At 33.9% G+C, this 15,779-nt stretch carries 17 protein-coding genes and 2 pseudogenes; 11 read left to right on the top strand and 8 right to left on the bottom strand.

What is annotated here, in order from left to right:
• Nucleotides 1–337: 337 nt before the first annotated feature.
• From B9N66_RS09950 to B9N66_RS06950, 3 genes and pseudogenes are all read left to right on the top strand, one after another.
• Nucleotides 338–842 (top strand): annotated as a pseudogene (locus B9N66_RS09950) (IS1595 family transposase); the annotation flags it as partial.
• Nucleotides 843–1,100: 258 nt separating this feature from the next.
• A pseudogene (locus B9N66_RS09590) lies at nt 1,101–1,244 on the top strand (IS1595 family transposase); the annotation flags it as partial.
• 113 nt (nt 1,245–1,357) lie between these two features.
• A complete protein-coding gene (locus B9N66_RS06950) occupies nt 1,358–2,083 on the top strand; it encodes a phage terminase large subunit family protein (protein WP_257639798.1) in 726 nt (241 codons plus the stop codon).
• Here B9N66_RS06950 and B9N66_RS06945 read toward each other — a convergent pair.
• The 3 genes from B9N66_RS06945 to B9N66_RS06935 are packed head-to-tail and all read right to left on the bottom strand — an operon-like array spanning nt 2,080 to nt 4,946.
• Complete coding sequence (locus B9N66_RS06945) at nt 2,080–3,762, bottom strand: DUF2326 domain-containing protein (protein ID WP_180382081.1); 1,683 nt, start codon at nt 3,760–3,762, stop codon at nt 2,080–2,082. The genes B9N66_RS06950 and B9N66_RS06945 overlap by 4 nt on opposite strands.
• Entirely contained in the window at nt 3,734–3,961 is a 228-nt protein-coding gene (locus tag B9N66_RS10100) for an ABC-three component system middle component 6 (protein WP_366939710.1), read from the bottom strand. Before B9N66_RS10100 ends, B9N66_RS06945 begins: the two co-directional genes overlap by 29 nt.
• Complete coding sequence (locus B9N66_RS06935; RefSeq protein ID WP_087580444.1) at nt 3,951–4,946, bottom strand: SMEK domain-containing protein; 996 nt, start codon at nt 4,944–4,946, stop codon at nt 3,951–3,953. The genes B9N66_RS10100 and B9N66_RS06935 overlap by 11 nt, the downstream gene beginning before the upstream one ends.
• Before the next feature lie 398 nt (nt 4,947–5,344).
• On the opposite strand from B9N66_RS06935, the gene B9N66_RS09585 reads away from it, so the two are divergent.
• The 3 genes from B9N66_RS09585 (at nt 5,345) to vapC (ending at nt 6,816) form a co-directional block, all read left to right on the top strand.
• The gene (locus B9N66_RS09585) at nt 5,345–5,590 is read left to right on the top strand and encodes a hypothetical protein (protein WP_141083437.1); all 246 of its coding nucleotides are present in this window, start codon (nt 5,345–5,347) and stop codon (nt 5,588–5,590) included.
• A gap of 567 nt (nt 5,591–6,157) precedes the next feature.
• Nucleotides 6,158–6,409, top strand: coding sequence for an antitoxin (locus tag B9N66_RS06920; RefSeq protein WP_087580441.1), 252 nt, complete (start codon nt 6,158–6,160; stop codon nt 6,407–6,409).
• The gene (gene vapC / locus B9N66_RS06915) at nt 6,409–6,816 is read left to right on the top strand and encodes a type II toxin-antitoxin system tRNA(fMet)-specific endonuclease VapC (RefSeq protein ID WP_018137147.1); all 408 of its coding nucleotides are present in this window, start codon (nt 6,409–6,411) and stop codon (nt 6,814–6,816) included. Before B9N66_RS06920 ends, vapC begins: the two co-directional genes overlap by 1 nt.
• A gap of 975 nt (nt 6,817–7,791) precedes the next feature.
• Here the strand turns inward: vapC and frr are convergent.
• The 5 genes from frr to B9N66_RS06890 all read right to left on the bottom strand — a co-directional run bounded on the left by frr (nt 7,792) and on the right by B9N66_RS06890 (nt 10,771).
• Nucleotides 7,792–8,349 carry a ribosome recycling factor gene (gene frr, locus B9N66_RS06910; RefSeq protein ID WP_072595202.1) on the bottom strand — a complete coding sequence of 186 codons (558 nt, stop codon included), beginning with the start codon at nt 8,347–8,349 and terminating at the stop codon, nt 7,792–7,794.
• A complete protein-coding gene (locus B9N66_RS06905) occupies nt 8,339–9,298 on the bottom strand; it encodes a polysaccharide deacetylase family protein (protein ID WP_087580440.1) in 960 nt (319 codons plus the stop codon). The genes frr and B9N66_RS06905 overlap by 11 nt, the downstream gene beginning before the upstream one ends.
• 2 nt (nt 9,299–9,300) lie before the next feature.
• Complete coding sequence (gene secG, locus B9N66_RS06900) at nt 9,301–9,630, bottom strand: preprotein translocase subunit SecG (protein ID WP_021091090.1); 330 nt, start codon at nt 9,628–9,630, stop codon at nt 9,301–9,303.
• Nucleotides 9,631–9,696: 66 nt separating this feature from the next.
• Nucleotides 9,697–10,086: a thiamine-phosphate pyrophosphorylase gene (locus tag B9N66_RS06895; RefSeq protein WP_087580439.1), complete on the bottom strand. Its 390-nt coding sequence runs from the start codon at nt 10,084–10,086 to the stop codon at nt 9,697–9,699.
• Nucleotides 10,073–10,771 (bottom strand): Bax inhibitor-1/YccA family protein, encoded by a 699-nt coding sequence (locus B9N66_RS06890; protein WP_021091071.1) that lies wholly within the window; start codon nt 10,769–10,771, stop codon nt 10,073–10,075. The genes B9N66_RS06895 and B9N66_RS06890 overlap by 14 nt, the downstream gene beginning before the upstream one ends.
• 170 nt (nt 10,772–10,941) lie before the next feature.
• Here B9N66_RS06890 and B9N66_RS06885 point away from each other — a divergent pair, with 170 nt between their 5' ends.
• The 5 genes from B9N66_RS06885 (at nt 10,942) to B9N66_RS06870 (ending at nt 15,763) form a co-directional block, all read left to right on the top strand.
• A complete protein-coding gene (locus B9N66_RS06885; RefSeq protein ID WP_072595207.1) occupies nt 10,942–11,586 on the top strand; it encodes a carbonic anhydrase in 645 nt (214 codons plus the stop codon).
• The gene (locus tag B9N66_RS06880) at nt 11,579–13,423 is read left to right on the top strand and encodes a mechanosensitive ion channel family protein (protein WP_087580438.1); all 1,845 of its coding nucleotides are present in this window, start codon (nt 11,579–11,581) and stop codon (nt 13,421–13,423) included. The genes B9N66_RS06885 and B9N66_RS06880 overlap by 8 nt, the downstream gene beginning before the upstream one ends.
• Nucleotides 13,424–13,433: 10 nt before the next feature.
• Nucleotides 13,434–13,592 carry a hypothetical protein gene (locus B9N66_RS09705; protein ID WP_180382080.1) on the top strand — a complete coding sequence of 53 codons (159 nt, stop codon included), beginning with the start codon at nt 13,434–13,436 and terminating at the stop codon, nt 13,590–13,592.
• Between the two features lie 46 nt (nt 13,593–13,638).
• The gene (locus B9N66_RS06875) at nt 13,639–14,718 is read left to right on the top strand and encodes a GGDEF domain-containing protein (RefSeq protein WP_257639797.1); all 1,080 of its coding nucleotides are present in this window, start codon (nt 13,639–13,641) and stop codon (nt 14,716–14,718) included.
• 82 nt (nt 14,719–14,800) lie between these two features.
• Nucleotides 14,801–15,763, top strand: coding sequence for a GGDEF domain-containing protein (locus B9N66_RS06870; protein WP_307772184.1), 963 nt, complete (start codon nt 14,801–14,803; stop codon nt 15,761–15,763).
• The last annotated feature ends 16 nt before the right edge of the window (nt 15,764–15,779 follow it).

The following is a 15,779-nucleotide window of genomic DNA, read 5'->3' as shown; positions in this document are numbered from 1 at the left end:
TGCGCGGTCGCATTTAGCAAACGATTTGAAATTTTAAATTTCGCATCGACGGGCTCAATTTACGCCGTAAAATACTTAGTTTGCCTGCCTGATTTATTTTTGCGCGCAGTTTTTGGGCTTGTCCCGAGCCGCAAAGCTAAATTTAAGCTCGCAAACGGGCTTTAAATTTAAGTAAAAGATTGGTGCAAATTTTCTCCAAAGTTTAAAAACTCGCGTAAAAGATTGCATTTGAACCCGAGCGTTAAGCGAACGAGTAAAATAAGCTCGCCTAGAAGCCTTGCTTTGAAATAGATGAAAGCTACTTTTACTTCGCTTCGCTCGTAACTGCGAGCAGAACGGAGCTAAGCGAGTAAGAGGAAAAAGAGGTAGAGGCGCAGCAAATAAAACACCAGTATTTCTATTTCGCTACGCCCGTAGCTGTAAATAGACGGAATGCTAAAGCGTAACGGTAAGATCTATACCCAAATAGTTAAAAACTGCTCTGCTAATGAGCTATTGCCGATACTGAAGGAATTTAGTGAGCTTGATAGCTCTACTATATACTCTGATTGCTGGAAAGCCTATGATGGCTTAGTTGATTACGGAGCGAAGGCTTATTGCAGGGTAAAACACTCCAAAAACGAATTCGCTAATGGTAAAAACCATATAAACGGCATTGAGAATTTCTGGGGATATGCTAAGCATAGATTATCTAAATTTAAAGGCATTAAGAAAGAGAATTTTCTGTTGCACATAAAGGAATGCGTTCTACTTGCAGCTACGAGCGTAGCGAAGTAGAGTTTAGATATAATACTAAAACCACACAGGAAAGCTTATATCAGAAATTATTAAAATTGATAAGAGGTCTTATAAGTAGCAAGACGAAGTCACAGCTAAAAATCCGCTTAGCTTATCTTGAGCCTAATGTTTTTATACGACTCATACCAAAATTTCAATAAAATTCAAGATTTTCCCAAAAAAAACTATTCACGCAACGGATTTCTGTTTTAATAAATCGTGGTTCAAATTTATCAAAGATATTAAACCAAATTTTGACGTTATTTGTATAACTGGTAATTTTATAGATGTTTTCGGCGAGAGCGGAATAGCTCTGCATATATCTTACAGCTATATTATCGCAGTATAGCGAGCTTGATGGTTCTACTATTTATTCTGATTGCTGGAGGGCTTATGATGGTTTGGTTGGTTTTGGAGCTAAAGCTCATTATAGAGTGAAACATTCTAAAATCAAAAGCGTATCTGGCACGCTTTCGTACCCTCTATCGGCGCGGTAGCGGGTAGCCTCACTATCCTATCTACTCCGTTTGAAGAGAATTCGCTATTTCACGAGCTATTCGATAACGAAACAAAATACTATATGTTTTCAAGGCATAGAGTAGATATTTACAGGGCCATAGAGGACGGACTAAATTTCGATCTTGAAACTATGCGCGATCTTTTTGACGCCGATACATGGGCGAGTGTGTACGAGTGCCAATTCATAGACGACGAAAACGCGCTTTTAAGCGTGGAACTTATAAAAAGTTGTATAAAAGACTATGCGCCGGCACTTCCGGCTAAAAGCGTTCCGCAATATGCGGGATTTGACGTCGACCGTACGAAAGATAGATCGGCTCATATAGCCGTATACGACGAAGGCGGCGTAAAGAAGCTAAGCGTGCTAGACGTTATTGCCAAAGCAAGCTTTGAAACGCAAGAAAATTTACTCATAGACTTTTTGCGCCTAAACCCTTTGGCTATGCAAAAGATAGATAAAACCGGTATCGGCATGAGCGTAGCCGAAAAGGTAAAAAGGCGCTTTCCTTCAAGGGTGCAAGGGATCTATTTTACACAAAACAGCAAAGAAGCTATGGCTCTAAATTTAAAAAAGCACTTTGAAGATAAAAGTATAATCATACCAAACGATCCGGCATTAATAGCCGATCTTCACGCTATAAAGCGAAAAGCCGGCGCTAAAAGCTTTACCTACGACAGCGACCGCAACGAACACGGACACGCAGACCGCTTTTGGGCGTTAGCCTTGGCGCTTAGCTACTTTGAAAAGGTGAGGGACAAGAGGGGCAAGGCGTATATTATTGCTTAATCAAATTTTTGACCAAATAGCCAAGTATTCTGATCTTCGCTAATCTGAAGTATTACTTTTGACTCTATAAATTTTTTATCTTCATCGCTCAGTATCCCCGTATCATCATTTAATATCTCATTAAATGAAGTATCTCCTATATTTACGAAATACTGCAAATTGCCGCTCTTAACTTTATCTAATATAATTTTAAAGATGGTGGCTTTTTGTCTTTTGTCCATTTCTGAGAACAGTTCGCCATCATGTGCTAAAAAACCTAAGATATGAGGATTTAATGTATAAAGTAATACGTCATAGCAAAAGGTCTTAACATTCCCGATAGACAAAGAACCATCTTTAGGGATTTCTACATCTATGTTAAACAAATTTTTTGCATTTTGAGTCATTGTGATTTTGAGAGACCCTCCGTTATTGTTATAAAATCTTTTAACAATATCTCTAAATTTGTTTTCTATGATATCAAGCTTAAGCCTATCATCCTCCATATATTTAATCGTATCCTTTTTGATCTCTGCTATTTTATAGTCGATATTGGCTTTGTCTTTTTGAAAATTTTCCAACGTCACGCTATAAATTTCTAAATCTTTTTTTTCTTTCTCTAGCGTCAATATTCTATCTTTTAATACATCTCGCTCTTCTAATGCCCCGCTATTTTTTAGGTCTTTTAAAAGCTGGTCTCTTTGATCCCCTATTATATCCCTATTGCGTTCTAGTTCATTTAGTCTTTGACGTATTTCATCTATTTCTGCTGAGATTCTATTTTTTCTACTTTTTGCTAATTGATTATGAAAGTTTTGAGCCTCATTAAGTCTTTTTAACACTTTATCCTCAAAAAATACTTTAGCCTCGTCATAGATATTTTTTATCTCTTCTAAGTCTATACTTATATTTTCAGAAGTGAGTAAATTCGCCTCTTTTATTGCCACATTTCTTTGTAATCTATATATCTCGTTTCTAATATTATTTAGATCTTTAGTCAAAGAGTTTGCTCGCTCTTTTAATTCATTATAGTTTTTAGCCACAACAAAAAGGTTTAAATTTTCTTGCGTGCTTCGTATCTCATCCTCTATATCTTTAATATTTTTCTTTGGTACTTGTTTTTCATATTTTTCTAGCTCTTTTTTGGCTATTTTTAGACTATTTAATATCTCCTTTAGTTTATGGTTTTCCTCTTGTAGCTTTATATCTACACCCAATAAAAACAAGTTAACAAGCCTTTGTCCGTAGTCGTTGGGTTCTATATTTTGTTGTCTTAACGTATCATAATGCCCGCTCCTTCTAGCAAAGCAGTTAAACACTTGTCTAAAAGAAATTTTATCAGAGTTGATTGTATTGCTAAAAATTTTATTTAGCTCATTTGCATAACCTATTTTATTATAGCTTTTGTCGTTAACAATCCATTCATTCTCTTTAAAATTTTTTTCTACTACATAACCTTTATTGTCATGAACAAAACTAAGCTTAAAATTTCCATAGTCTTTTAAAAAATCTTGCATTTTTTGAGAAATGCCTGCATTTAGCATATAGTGAAGCATCTCTAGTGATAGGCTTTTGCCTATACCGTTTATTGTGTCTTTTTGATCCTGATTTAATTGTTTGCCTACTACTATATTAAGATCTTTATTAAATTTTAAAGCTTTAAATTTTGGGTTATCGCAAATTAAGCTCAATAAAGTCATCATCGCTCCTTATTTTGCCGATTATAAATAAAAAATCTAGACACAAAAGCATTTTTTCAATACTAATCTCTTTATAGTATATTTCATTTAGTTTTTTAATTAAGTCGTCTGTATTAATACTACCATTCTTTAAAATTTTAAGTATATACGCCGATATGCTAATTACAGAATCAGCCGGTTTAACTATTTTAGTCGGCATTATCATTTTTTGCACCTATATCGCAAATTTCAAAGAAATAACTAATGATTATCCAAGCTATGTTTGCTTCATTAAAATCTTTTACGTCAAAGTAGCTTGTAATTTCATTATATAGCTCGACAAATATTTTATTAAGGTCTAAAGAGTTATAAAAATCATAATGCAGTTCATCAACGCTTTTCGTTTTTATGTCGCCAATGTTAGCGTTTATCTCTTTGATATGTTTTAATAATATCTCCCTATATATTTCATGCACTATAAAGTCCTGCAAATCAGACATTGTCGTATCGTCATTAAGCTTTTCTATGCTATCTCTATAATCCAACCCGCGCTTAATTTCAATGCTTATTCTTTCATTTAGATTATTTATCTCTAGTTTTTTATCGACTTCCTTTGTGTTGTTAAAATCATCTAAAAAATTAATATCTCTTTTTCTATATTGTCTTAAAATATGCTTGATTACTAAATTTAAAACCACCTCTGTTGTATAATTTTTTAAAATTTGAATATCAAAAAAATTATAAATTTTTTCTAGTTCTGTTTGCTCTAGATTATTTATATCTTCCAATAAGTCCTTTGCGTCTATTAGACTTTTCTCAATATCTATACTATATTTGTTTCTCCACTCATCAAAGCTACTATCGCGTGGACTAGGTTTGTCTAGCAAATACAAAATTTTGATTTGAAAATCTGGCTTCGTTTCTAAAATTTTAAGCGTATTGTCTATTTTTGCTTTTGTCTTCGTCGAAGTAATTTGGATAAAAATTTTATTTTTTTCATCCGCTAGATCTATATACTCTGCATTTTTGTTGTCTATATTGGCATTTTTTAGATCATATCCATATATGGTATTTAACATATCCCTATATAGATTCTCAGAATATATGTTAAGAGAGTAGTCGCTTAATGTCTGTCTGTACTCTATCTCATAACTAAGTAAAGCAAAACCTTTTACTGCGCTTCTTATAACATCTTCCCTATTCATATATGATCCTCTATTTTAGGTAGAATTATACAATTTTTTAATAAAATCGTCGTAAAATATGGGAAAAGTCAAAGAATTTTAGTCTTGATCTCTTTTACTATCTCCCCGCCCACACTTTGCGCTAGCTCATCGCTAGCACGTTTCAAACCGCCGTTTTTATAGATATTCTAAGCGTTTAGCAGATATGGATTTGCTTTTATGCCGGGATGATTTACTCTTTTTACCGGGCACACGCCCCAGTATAAAGCCTTTTTCTTTTTGGGCTTTATGATGTGCGCCCTCGTGCCGTCTTAGACGTATTTGGCATATTTTGCTTTTAGGGTATTGCCTTACCTTTACCTCGCTTTCGGTTACTTCAAATACCATTATGTCTCTTTTAAGATTGCCCGTTTTTATGGGTGCGGTCTTGTGTCGTAATTCATCAAAATTCTGTCGTAAACCCATCTGATCTTAAAACCCAAAACAAATCAAATGACAATGCCGAAGAAAACAGCATTATAGCCGTGCCATATTTTGAAGATACCTACGCGAGCATCGTAGATGGAGCGATAAACTACAACGAAGCGCCTATTGCGTTAGCTTTTACGGAGAACTTCCTGCAAGGCTTTTGCGCATTGGTGGCGACTATCCAAAAGTCCATATAATTAATGCCAAAGGCGACAGTATGGAGCCCACTACTGCTAATGGCGAACTGCTTTTATAGGTACCGTAAACATGGGTGACGTCATTAGCGGCAACGTATATGTTACAAACTACGAAGGCGACGTGTTCGTTAAAAGGCTATAGAAAAACCCAACAACAAGAGCTATAACGCTATTTTCGGATAACGAGAAATATGAACTCATCGTAATCGGCGGTGAGAATTTAGAAAATTGTAGTATCATAGGGTGCGTCGTAGCGCATATCAGAAAAGGTGTGATTTAAAGGGGTTTTGAAGTTTTTGAGGCAAATTGAAGTTTGGATTTCAAAATGCGAAAAAATGCCTAGATTTTTACATTTTAAGTTCCCATTTTTTACCTTACGCCCATACCTATACAAAAACGCTCTTAACGCTATTTGCTCCACATTTTTACTCATTTTCACTTTTTTACCTTTTGCATAAGATTTATCGAAAAACATTGCAATGCCGACACTATAAACGAGCAAAATATAAGAATATTTTTATCTCGCTCAGTATATACTTAGAAAAATATATACGAGAGGGTGCAATAATGCAGGCTAGATTAAAAGTATTCAAAAGCGGTAATTCTTTGGCACTAAGGCTTCCAAAAAGCCTAAATTTACACAACGTCAAAGAGTTTATACTAAAGAGTTTTGATAATAACGAAGTGGTTTTAACCCCGGTTAAAGATGATGAATGGAGCGGACTATTTAAGACTTTGAACGAGCTAAAAGATGCTGGAGTTAAATTTGAAAGAGCCGAGCCAAGCTTGCCTCAAGAGCGAAATTTTGGATTTAAATAATGTTTTTGCTCGATACTAATATTTGTAGTTACTTGATTTCTAGCACCGAGCCTTACAGTCAAAATATACTAAGCCATTTGACCAAACATGGCAAAAAAGATATTTTTATTTCCAGCATAACGATAGCCGAAATGTTTTACGGTATAGAAAATTCCACTCAAAAAGAGCTAAATTTAAGACTCATGAGCGATTTTATCTCAAATTTCGGCGTTTTGGATTTTACGAGCAAATGCGCGGCAAGCTACGGCAAAATAAGGCTTGAGATGAGAAATAAAAACAGAAGGATAGGCGATATGGACATGCTGATTGCCGCCGTAGCGCTTAGTAATGATCTTGTTTTGGTTACGAATAATGAAAAAGATTTTAAAGATATAAGCGAGCTTAGGATGGAAAATTGGAGCATTTGATATAATATACGGTAAATACAAAGCCTTTTGTTGGTTATATCGGAGGTTAGCTTAAAGCTGGAATGTGCAACCAAAACAAAGATGACTAAGCTCATGAAAACCAGTTGCGCCGCTCTCGATAGACTACTAAACCCAGACAACGATTCGCTAACGCTAAGCACGCTTGAAGGTGCGATAGCGTCAGGCAAAAGACTAAGTATCTAGGTAACCTGGCGGTTGCCGATTAATATATTTAAATAAAAATCGTCTAAAATTTTGGACGAAATTTTATATAAAATATCGCAGAGGAAAGGAATTAATGGTGCTAGACTTGTTACATAGGCTTGTTACATCTTTTTACCCAGAAAGAGTCAAAATTTATACTCTTAAAAATGCCATAGAAATCCAATTTTTAGGTACTTGTAGTAATGAAAAATGTTTTTACACTCTAGGTGTCCCTATCTCCCGGCCACCTATCTAATTCCTTGTTTATTTTATAAAGCATTACCTAGATTTATCATTCATAATGGCTATAAGAAAATTTTCATAAATATTCAGTCCAAAATTTACTAAAACTAAAAATAGTAGTAAATTTCTTATTCAAAGTAAGACATTGTAAGATAAGGGAAGGTTTAAGAGTTTTTATATTTTATTTTTAACTATCTTAAATTCTCAAAATAATATTTGTAGTAGCACATCCAAAATACATAATAGGTAGTAATCCTGTGTATAAATATATGTAAAATTAATAATATTGAATAAAGAATTTAAGACGAATCCAAAATAAGAATTTAAACTAAAGCAATCCATGAAAATAGTTTAAAGTTAAAGTGGCGGCTATGTTTTATGTAGTCTAGGTTCTATTTATATTTAATAGATAAAAGTACAACAGACAAAAAATAAACTACTTGCTAATAAATATTTTTTTGAAATATTATTTTGAGAGAATATCTAGCCACATAAAAGTAGCTAGATAAGGAAAAATTTCTAAAAATTTTAGATTTTTAAAAGCTCGGCTTCTTTTTCTTTTACAAGAGTATCGATTTTTGCAGTGTAGGTGTCAGTTATCTTTTGAACCTCATCTTGTCCCTTTTTGCTCTCGTCCTCAGTTATAGCTTTGTCTTTTTCAAGCTTTTTGACTTCATCATTTGCATCTTTTCTTACGTTTCTTATACTAACTTTGGCTTTTTCCCCCATTGATTTTGCATGTTTTGCATTTTCTTGGCGTTGCTCGACGGTCATAGGTGGGAAAAATAGCTTAACACTCTCACCATCACTATTTGGATTGACGCCGATATTTGCTGCTTGGATAGCTGAAGAGATCGCTTTTATCATGCTCTTTTCCCAAGGTGTGATAGCGATAGTTGAAGCGTCGCTTGTAAGCACAGTGGCTACTTGGTTGAGCGGAGTTGGTGAGCCGTAATAATCAACCATTACATGATCTACAATATTAATATTTACCTTGCCCGTTCTAAGCGTTGTAAAGTCGCGTTTTAATGAAGCTATTGCTTTTTCGCAGCCTTCTTTTTGTGTTTCGTAAATTTTATTTAGCATTGATGTCCTTTATTAGAAGTTTTGTACTTCGTTGATGATCTACTTTTAGTGATATTAAAACTTTGCGTTTATCAAGAGGTGGGTTAAATTTACACTCAAAAACACCATTTGTCATAGGTACCTTTTTAAAGCCATTAAAGCCAGTCATGAAAAAATTACCTTCACTAGCATTTGTATCAGTTTTTATAATAAGTTTGTCTATTGCATTATTTTGTGGGTAGCTATCCGGAAATATCCACTGGGCATTTAAAAATTTGCTATTAAATGTTAGTGCTATTTTGGTACCGTTCATTACGGGCGTTCTATAAAGATCGTAAACATCACTTTTGTCTGAAACAGCACCTGAGTTTTGGTTTAAAAGGGCTAAAAAACCAAATTCTTTTGCAAGTTTTACAACTCGACTATCAATCTCACCATAAGGTACTGCAAAGAATTTTGGCTTATAGCCCATGTGCTTTTCAAAGGTCTCAACGCCCTTTTGAAAGTCCTCTCTTAATGCCTCATCGCTAAGTTTTGTCATCCTTGGATGAGCGTACGAGTGGTACCCAATTTCGCCATAAGCCTCAAGTTCTTTAATCTGATCAAAATCCAAATAATCGCCATATTTATTTGCACTGGCTTCCACATAAAGCATTAGCGCAAATGGATAGTTATACTCTTTAAATACACTAAGGGCCTTGTCATAGAAACTTTTATAACCATCATCTACAGTGATGACGATCCAGTTATCAGGTATTTTTTCACCAGCATTTACAGCATCGACTAGCTTTGAGAGTTTAACGACTTCATAGCCATTATTTTTGAAATATTCAAACTGCTCTCTTAAATTTTTAATAGAAATATCAGTGCTTGTATGTCTTGGATCATCAAAGCGATGATAGACTAAAATATGAGCGTCTGCTAAAGCAAATGTTAGCGTCAAGAATGACGCTAAAAGTGTTTTTATCATTGTTATTTTGCTGGAGTTTGTGGTGCACTAGGAGCTGATGGTACGTCGTTTGACTTTGGTATGACTAAAGATTTACTATCGACGCTATCAACGATAGAGCGTTTTAGATCTTTATTGTAGAAGTATCCAAGTGCAAGTGTATTTAAGATAAATAAAATACCTACGATAAAAGTAAATTTAGCTAAAAATCCAGCTGGTCCTTTTGCTCCAAAAAGACTCTCGTTACTTCCGCTATATGCCCCAAGTCCGATAGATGAGCTTTTTTGAAGTAAAACAGCGATAGTTATGATGACAGCTAGAGCAAACTGTAAGATCAAAAATATTAAACTCACGAAATTTCCTTTAAATTTTTAAAAATAATTGGTTTCGATTATACAAGAAAAGATTTAAATTTTTAGTTAAAGTTCTTTTTCAAGCTCATAAAGCTCGTATCTTATGCTTTTAAAAAGCTCGGCTTGTTCTAAATTTATGAGCTTAAAGCACTCTTCAAGCACGCGGGCGCTCTCCTGGGCGCGCTTGAAATTTGCAGTGATTATCTCATCTAAATTTTCTCTAGCTTGCTCGCTTTTTGTGCTAGTTTTTAAAACGTCGTTTTGAGAATTTCTAAATTTTAAAAATTCTTTTTGCGGGATCTTTGCCTTGTGGCGGAGGGATTTTATCTTATAGGCGAGCTTGGCGTCATCAAAGACATATCTTTTCATATCTTCAACGACACGAAGCCCTTCTTTTAGCCTATTTAGATTCGCATCTATTACTCGGTAGATGCGCTCATCTTTAGTCGTTTCTATTAAAAATTCCTAAAATTTGTAGTAATGATGTAAATAGATTTACAAAATCAAGATACAAAGCAACTGCGCCTTCAACTGGTGTTTCATAGTTTCCACGGATAATATTTTGCGTATCAAAAAGTATATATGCGCTAAATAAGATCGATGAAATACTTGCGATTACAAGTTGAAACATTGTACTTTTAACAAAGATATTGATAATAGCTGCTGCAATGATAACAATTAAGGTTATGAATAACATTTTACCCATTGTTGTAAAGTCACGTTTTGTGTTCATCGCAAAGACGCTTAACGCACCGAAAGCAACTGTTGTTAGTCCAAATGCTTGAGCTACAATACCAGCACCGCTTGGCATAGCAAGGATCGCTGAAAGTAGCGGAGTTAGCGTAAGGCCACTTATAAAAGTAAATGCAAATAGAAGTATTAAATTTAATCCCTCTTTACGTTTAGCTGCCATTAAGCCAAAAAGTAGTGCAAACTCGACTATAACAAGCCCCCAAAACAAAAATCTATTTGCCGCAAAAACGCCAGCAATGCTAATACCTACATAAGCGCCAGCTGTTGCTGAAAGTAGCGATGCTGCAAAAAGTTGATAAGTTTGTTTTATAAAAGTGCTTAGTGAGCTTTGAGAGTACGCAAGTTCTTCTTGATTTTGTTTTGCGTAGTTCCTATCATACAGACTCATTTTATCTCCTTATGAATTTTTGAATGAGTTTAACCTAAAATAATTAAACAATGAATAAAAAGAATTTTAACAAATTATATTAGTTAAAAATTTATATATTAAAGTATTTTTTAGATTAAATAAAAGTTGCTATAATCGCGTAAAAATATAAAAAATGGAGATAAATTTCTATGGATGACTCGCTACTTGAAGGTGCGGTAAAATTTATGGAAGATGGCTTTTTAGAGCATGAAGAGCTCTTTAAAAGTCTACAAAATAGACAAGACCCACATACCCTTTTTATATCCTGTGTTGATTCAAGAGTGGTGCCGAATTTGATAACAAACTGCCTCCCAGGCGAACTTTTTATGGTGCGAAATATTGCAAACATCGTGCCACCTTATAGAGTGAGCGAGGAATTTTTGGCAACGACTTCGGCTATTGAATATGCATTAGAGCTTTTAAATATCAAAAATATCATTATTTGCGGGCACTCTGACTGTGGCGGATGTGCAGCGCTTTATATGGATGAAAAAAAGCTCAAAACTACACCAAATGTTAGAAATTGGATAAAGCTAATAGAGCCGATCAAGCGAGAAGTGCTTAAATTTACAAGCGACGATCCAGCAAAGATGGCGTGGCTAACTGAGAGATTAAATGTGATAAATTCGATCGAAAATATAATGACTTATCCAAATGTAAAAGAGGAGTATGAAAGAGGAAACCTTCAAATTTATGGCTGGCACTACATTATAGAAACCGGTGAAATTTTCAGCTACGATTTAAAAGAGGGCACATTCAAACTTTTAGCAGATAAAAGAGGTGAAAATGCGTAAAATTTTAACCATCGTCTTGCTCTCATTTATAATGCTTTTTGGTGCTGAAAATAATAAAACTCAAGAAGAAAATATACTAAGCCTAACAAATCAAATTTTAACTTTAAATAATCAAATCCAAATCATAAAAGCACAGCAAAAAGATACAAACTCTTCAAAAACAGATAATTCAAATTTAGCCAGCCTTCAGAAGAAGAAGAACGATCTTTTGGAAAAAATTCCGCTATATATCATGCAGATTGAAGTGACTCAAAGCGATATTGACAAATTTATTTTGCAAAAAAATAATCTAGAAAAAAAAGTAGCTAGATTAGAGAAGCAATTAAACAAAGATGCTTACGTTCAAAGCGCTATTGAGCTTGAGAAAATGAAGATAGATTATGCTTATTTCTCAGCTTTAATTAATCTTGAAGAGATATTTAAAAAAGGTGCTAAAGCAAACTCTATAAAAGAGGTGATAGATAACGGACTTTTAAATTTACAAACAAATTCTTACGTCAGCATAAAAGAGCTAAAAGATTCGCTAAATGAGACTTCAAGCTCTTACGATAACGCATTTGCCGAGCTTGATTTAAAAAAAGAGACTGATGAGGAAATTTTAATCTATCTTAAAAACAATGCCGATCTTCTAAGTTCAAGCATGATCTTATCAGAGCTAAATTTAGTCGATACGGTCGAATATATAAATAAGCTAACTTCTATAAATTCGGCAAAATTTAACGTTGGCAAGATCGTAGTTATAATTGCAGTATTTTTATTTTTTGTCTCACTTACAAGAATTCTTGCCAAACTCACATACTGGCTTATGTCACTTATTGCATCGGGCGAAGGCGTAAAGGAGGCAAAGGATCAGATAGTAGATATCGTTAAAAAGCCTATCTCCGCGCTTCTTATCATTTATGCACTAAATATTTGTATCGGTGTTGGCTTTTATCCAGTACCAGTGCCACTAACTCTAGCAAATATCTTTTCAATCGTCTATATAGTCGCATTTTCATGGCTTGTTTTAACTATCCTAAATGGTTATGGCATAGTAATAATCGATAAAATCGCTCAAAAGAGCAGACGAAAAGAGGTCGTAAATTTAGTTTTAAAAGTGGTCTATGTAATTGTATTAATAATCGCACTTTTACTAATTCTTCAAAAGCTTGGCTTTGATATATCAGCACTCATAGCTTCACTTGGTATCGGCGGTCTTGCTGTTGCATTTGCTGCAAAAGATATCATCGCAAACTTCTTTGCTTCTGTCATGATGCTCTTTGATAACTCATTTTCGCAAGGAGATTGGATAGTTTGTGGCGATATAGAGGGCACTGTCGTTGAGGTCGGCTTTAGAAAGACGACTATTAGAAGTTTTGATAATGCTCTAATCTTTGTACCAAACTCAAAATTGGCAAGTGATCCTGTTAGAAACTGGAGCAGAAGAAAAGTCGGTAGACGTATTAGAATGCTAATAGGCATTGAATATGGAGCGACAACTGATGAGATTAAAAAATGTGTAGATGATATAAAAACTATGTTGATAAATCATCCAGATATTGCTAAAAGCGAGGATATAACAGCAAAGAAAAAAGGGCTAAAATATAGACAAAGTATAGTATCAGTCGATGATTATGCTGGATATAAATCAAATTTATTTGTCGTGGTTGATGATTTTGCAGATAGCTCGATAAATATCTTGGTTTATTGTTTTGCAAAGACTATCGTTTGGGGAGAATTTTTAGATGTCAAACAAGATGTAATGCTAAAGATTATGGATATTTTAAAGCAAAATGGTCTAAATTTCGCATTCCCAAGCCAAAGCTTGTATATTGAAAGTGTCAAAGATAAAATTTAAGGAGAAAACAATGAGTGATGATTTTGACTATGAAGAAGTAGAAGAAGACTACTCTGAATTTAATGACGATGAGGACGATAGTAGCGGTAGTTATGACTATAATTACGATGAAAATGACTACAACTATGAAGATAGTGACGAGGACGAGGATAGTTACGACTCTTATTAAAAATACTTAATGAAATTTAATGGAATAAATTTACAGGGAGTTTTGTTTGACACACGATTTTGTAGATCAAAGTAGTTATAAAGCGATCGATGATATCTATAAAACGATATTAGACGTTATGATAGCTGCGAATGCACTATCTTTATTGCTTTTTATGATCATAGCTACACCACTACTTTTTATGTGCTTATTATTTATAGCAGCTGGAATATTGCTTAGAATAAAATTTGACATAAAATATAGAGTATTAATATCCCTTACATTTCACCTAAATATCATATTGCTTGTTACTATTATTGTTACTACTATGGGTTGGAATACTGGAATTTGGATAATACTTGTTGGTGTAATTTTTATAAACTACTTCCTAGCGTTTGATTCAAAGAGTCTTACTTATATAATGGCATTTTTAGAATTAATCTTGCTTATACTTCTTTATTTTATTCATAAAGATGAGACGCCGCTGATCCCATCTGCTATACGAGGGACGATAGTCGTGTGCAGTATTGTTTTTGCTTTTTTTATTGTTTTAAGACTTTCAATGTTTGCAGATGTCATCACTTCTAGCGGATATCAGCAAATAAGAAAGGAGACGGAAGAGCTTGAAAAGGACTCAAAGCATGATTTTTTAACGCAGCTTTTAAATAGAAGAACAATAGAAAAAACTTTAAGATTTGAACTAATTGCCAACAAGGAAAGAAGTGGTAATACAAATTTAGTCATAATGCTAGGCGATATTGATAATTTTAAAAAAATAAACGATACATATGGGCATGACTGTGGCGACGAGGTCTTAAAAGATGTAGCTAGTGCTTTAAAGAAATCATTTAGAGGTAAAGACTATGTTTGCCGCTGGGGCGGAGAAGAATTTTTGATAATCTTGCCCGATACAAAGATAGAATTTATCCACGAAGTGAGCAAAAGGCTTAAAAAACAGATAAACAACGCAAAACTTCCAGATAAAACTCCAGTTACTATGACCTTTGGCATGCTAATATGTGCAAATGGTGTTGAGGTGGATTTTGAGGAAGCCATAACTTTAGTAGATAAGCTGCTTTACGAAGGCAAGCAAAATGGCAAAGACCGTATCGAATTAGAAATTTTAAAAAAGGGCTCGGATGCGTAGAATTTCACTCTATACGACCCAAAAACTTATCATATTTTCAATATTATTAACTCACGTCTGTTATTTTTTCATTTTTTTATTTATGAAAGAAGAAATTCTAGCAGTTACGAATATATTTTCAGTAGCAACCTATCTTTTTCTTTTAAGGCTTATTTACGATAGTCCTGAAAATAACAAGATAACAATGGTAATAGTCCAGCTTGAAATTTTATTTCATGCATTGGTTTGTATGCTGACACTTGGATGGGGATATGGATTTGGGTTATTGTTTTTAGCATCGTCATTAATACTGTTTTTTACTTCATTTACCTATAAATTTTTTAACTACATAATAGTTGCAGTGCAAATAATTTTATCCATAGCCTGCTATGTATATTTAGATGGCCAGCCTGTAAAAGATTTTGAAGGCTTTAAAGATCTACTTTTTGTTTTTAACTTAAGTATAGTTTGTGTATTTTCGGTTATTGTTTCGTATCTTTTGGAGAGCTCAAATTTATTTATATTTTTAAGCATCTTAGAGGAAAAAGAGATGGCTGAAAATATCTTAAATCACGATCCATTAACAGGGCTTTTAAACCGCACTTCGATGCAGAAAATTTTAAGCCAAAATGATCTTTATAAAAATAGGGACTTTGCTATCGTTATGTGCGATATTGATAACTTTAAAAAAATAAATGACACTTATGGACACGGCGCAGGAGATGCTGTTTTAAGAAGCTTATCAGGCATATTTAAAAACACATTTAGAGATAAAGATAGAGTAGCTAGATTTGGCGGAGAAGAATTTTTAGCAGTCGTCTTGGGCGTAAAAAAAGACGCAGCTGTAAGTATCGTAGAACGTGTTAGAGAGACTTTGAGTAAAAATATAGTTGAGTTTGAAAACATAAAGATCAACGCAACTATGACTTTTGGATTAGTTGCTCATGATGGTACGGGAGAATTTAACTTAGAAAAGATGATAAAACAAGCTGATAATCTACTTTATGTTGGTAAGCGAAGTGGTAAAAATATTGTTATGAGTGCAGATTACGACCCAAAAGTATAAATTTAGAGGCAAGAGC

It is taken from the genome of Campylobacter concisus, from assembly GCF_002165775.1.
GTDB classification, from domain to species: Bacteria; Campylobacterota; Campylobacteria; order Campylobacterales; family Campylobacteraceae; genus Campylobacter_A; species Campylobacter_A concisus_E.
This window is presented reverse-complemented; position numbering and strand designations above follow the sequence as displayed.

Coding starts and splice junctions, on each gene's coding strand:
- B9N66_RS06935 (WP_087580444.1), bottom strand. CDS start 4,946: ATGAATAGGGAAGATGTTATAAGAAGCGCAGTAAAAGGTTTTGCTTTA.
- B9N66_RS06885 (WP_072595207.1), top strand. CDS start 10,942: ATGGATGACTCGCTACTTGAAGGTGCGGTAAAATTTATGGAAGATGGC.
- frr (WP_072595202.1), bottom strand. CDS start 8,349: ATGCTAAATAAAATTTACGAAACACAAAAAGAAGGCTGCGAAAAAGCA.
- B9N66_RS06945 (WP_180382081.1), bottom strand. CDS start 3,762: ATGACTTTATTGAGCTTAATTTGCGATAACCCAAAATTTAAAGCTTTA.
- B9N66_RS06920 (WP_087580441.1), top strand. CDS start 6,158: ATGCAGGCTAGATTAAAAGTATTCAAAAGCGGTAATTCTTTGGCACTA.
- B9N66_RS06890 (WP_021091071.1), bottom strand. CDS start 10,771: ATGAGTCTGTATGATAGGAACTACGCAAAACAAAATCAAGAAGAACTT.
- B9N66_RS06905 (WP_087580440.1), bottom strand. CDS start 9,298: ATGATAAAAACACTTTTAGCGTCATTCTTGACGCTAACATTTGCTTTA.
- B9N66_RS06870 (WP_307772184.1), top strand. CDS start 14,801: ATGAAAGAAGAAATTCTAGCAGTTACGAATATATTTTCAGTAGCAACC.
- B9N66_RS10100 (WP_366939710.1), bottom strand. CDS start 3,961: ATGCCGACTAAAATAGTTAAACCGGCTGATTCTGTAATTAGCATATCG.
- B9N66_RS06880 (WP_087580438.1), top strand. CDS start 11,579: ATGCGTAAAATTTTAACCATCGTCTTGCTCTCATTTATAATGCTTTTT.
- vapC (WP_018137147.1), top strand. CDS start 6,409: ATGTTTTTGCTCGATACTAATATTTGTAGTTACTTGATTTCTAGCACC.
- B9N66_RS06950 (WP_257639798.1), top strand. CDS start 1,358: ATGTTTTCAAGGCATAGAGTAGATATTTACAGGGCCATAGAGGACGGA.
- B9N66_RS09705 (WP_180382080.1), top strand. CDS start 13,434: ATGAGTGATGATTTTGACTATGAAGAAGTAGAAGAAGACTACTCTGAA.